Source organism: Cytophagia bacterium CHB2 (assembly GCA_030263535.1).
Classification (GTDB): Bacteria; Zhuqueibacterota; Zhuqueibacteria; order Zhuqueibacterales; family Zhuqueibacteraceae; genus Coneutiohabitans.
In genome coordinates this window covers 1-2460 of record SZPB01000587.1, presented here as the reverse complement: position 1 = coordinate 2460, position 2460 = coordinate 1, and the positions used below count along the sequence as shown (strand labels likewise).

The following is a 2460-nucleotide window of genomic DNA, read 5'->3' as shown; positions in this document are numbered from 1 at the left end:
TGGCGCGAAAAAGCTTGTGGTGAGCGGCGCGTCTGGCGGCTCGAATTTGAGTTTCACAAAGCCAAGCTCGAAGAAATCATCGGTTTTCGTGAATACGTGGCCTACGACGAGAACGCGGTGAAACAGCTTCACGCTTACGGGGTTAATTCCTTCGAATACTGCACGGAAACCGCAACGCATCGCAATCTCTCCAAAGTGCCCTTGCATCCGCTGTGGCGGGCGTTGCAGGCGGCCCATTGTTCTGAATACCGCATCAACCGCAAGCAAGTCGAGCAGGCCAATATCGCGTATCGTTACAAGATGGCCCGGAAATGGGTGATTTCGTGGCTGGCGGCGTCGAGTACGTCTTACGATGATTTGCCAATGCAGTATCTCAGGGATTTCAAAATCACCGCGGCAGATTATCAGAAAGCCGTGTCATTGCTGCCATTGTCTTTGGAATCCGCTGATCGAGACGACTCTCACCAACAGGTTGAACATGATTAATAAGCGAAAAGCCTCTCATTCTGGCCGGCGTGGGCGTGCCAAGTCACAGGCCGGCGATTCTGTCTTGCGCTTGAACAATGTCATGCAATTTCAACACGAAGAGACAGAAGACAAAACCGCAGATAGAGAGCCACTGCAAAAAGTTATGATGCGCTTGCCGCAATCGTTGGCGCAGGAGTTTCACCAGGTTTATTTGGCATTGGCCGCGCGACAACTGGCAGAGCAAGGCACGAAATTGCTATTGCAAGATTGTCATGTTGAGATGGTGCAGGAATGGATCGCTTGCCGCAAGCAATTACTAAGTGATGAAGTATAACCTCTCAGTCAAATAACGATTGAACTCTTGGAGCGCAATAAATTAGTCCATTGGAGCGCAAGTTATTCTCGCCAAAGTATATTCCTCTCTATCCCCTGATTCTGTTCATCTTAATCACTTATTAAAATTTATCTTACCTCGTTCACCCTAATTTTTTGTAATATTTTGATTTTTCTTGAATGGTGAATTTAAGATCACTATAATTGATTTAAAATGGTGTCATTTTAATCACCTTTATTCGATCACGGAGGCGCGACCATGCCGAAGCCGTTGGAGTTGCCAAAGGGAATGAGCGTGCTGGTCGAAGTCGATTTGCGCTATGTGCGCAGCCAACTTACCCCGTTCCGGATTCATTTTCGCCGAGAGCAGTACAAAATCACCCGGGTCATTCGCCGCCATAAAAAAACAATCCATGAGCGAGAGCACATGCTCTTTCGCGTCAAAATCGAAAATCACCGCGACGCTTATGATCTCATTCAGGACAGGAAAACAAGCATGTGGAGTTTGCGTAAAGCCGTGACGGCCAGGTGATCAACAAAGCACAGGGCAATGATATGCCATCACCTTTTTGCCAAAACAGACGAGCGCGCGAATCTTCTGAACTAGGCAAGCATCATCTCAACATTCGAAATGGGATTGACGACTTGGACTCCAGCTAATGAGGTGAGAACTTGCGTGCTGAAGAAATAAACGAGACGGTTGCCGTCACCACGGATTATCGTTTGGGCCGGATGGTGCCGATTCGCTTTGAATGGAAGAACCGGATTTACATGATTGATCGCATTCATGCGCAGTGGGAGGAAAAAGGTATAGGAACGGTCAAAGAGCATCATTTCACGGTTTCAGCAGATAGCGCGGATATGTATGAACTCATTTTCGAACCGGCGGATATGCGCTGGCGTCTTGGCCAAGTGCTCATGGAAGGATAGGCCGGACTCATGGATCGAACAATTCTGCACATCAACATTCCGAACTTTCCGGTGGCGCTGGAATGTGTGCGCTTTCCCCGCTTGCGAGGCCGGCCCGTGGCAGTTGCAGCGTTGGGCGGGGAACGGGCGACATTGGCTTCAGTTTCAAAAGTCGCCGGTGAATCGGGTATCATGGCCGGCATGCCGGTTTATCGCGCCCGGCGCATGTGCCGTGACTTGATCGTGTTGCCGGTGGATGAATCGTATTACTCCTCGGGCAACGCCCGCTTGACCTCCATTCTGATGCACCTTTCGCCGTTGGTCCAGCCGTATCGCTTTGGCCGCGCTCATTCCGATGTCACGCGCACCGCGAGAACGACGCCGCGTGCTGTTGATATGGGCTGGAAAACGCTGAAAGCAATTCATGCGGAGTTGCAGCTTGCCGCTGCTGCCGGCGTGGGAACGAACAAACTCCTGAGCCAAATCATCTCGAAAGTTGTTCCGGCAAACGAGGTGCAAGCCATCACCAGAGGCAATGAAGAAAAATTTCTCGCGCCGCTGTGGTCGAATTATTTGCCCTCCGTAACCGGAACGGTTTGGCAGGAATTGCAGGAGCTGAATCTGCTGCGCATTGGTGAGATTGCCCAATTCACGGCGCACGATCTTGTCATGATATTCGGCAAATTGGGCGGGGTGTTGTTCGAACATGCACACGGCATTGATCATACGCCGGTGATGTCACTGGATTCT

At 50.4% G+C, this 2460-nt stretch carries 4 protein-coding genes; all 4 read left to right on the top strand.

What is annotated here, in order from left to right; genetic code table 11:
* The first annotated feature begins 478 nt into the window (after positions 1–478).
* Positions 479–802: a hypothetical protein gene (locus FBQ85_29215; GenBank protein ID MDL1879211.1), complete on the top strand. Its 324-nt coding sequence runs from the start codon at positions 479–481 to the stop codon at positions 800–802.
* 258 nt (positions 803–1060) lie between these two features.
* The gene (locus FBQ85_29210; GenBank protein MDL1879210.1) at positions 1061–1333 is read left to right on the top strand and encodes a hypothetical protein; all 273 of its coding nucleotides are present in this window, start codon (positions 1061–1063) and stop codon (positions 1331–1333) included.
* 140 nt (positions 1334–1473) lie between these two features.
* Positions 1474–1731, top strand: coding sequence for a hypothetical protein (locus FBQ85_29205; GenBank protein MDL1879209.1), 258 nt, complete (start codon positions 1474–1476; stop codon positions 1729–1731).
* Positions 1732–1740: 9 nt separating this feature from the next.
* The coding region (locus FBQ85_29200; GenBank protein MDL1879208.1) for a DNA polymerase IV at positions 1741–2460 on the top strand (720 nt) is incomplete at its 3' end.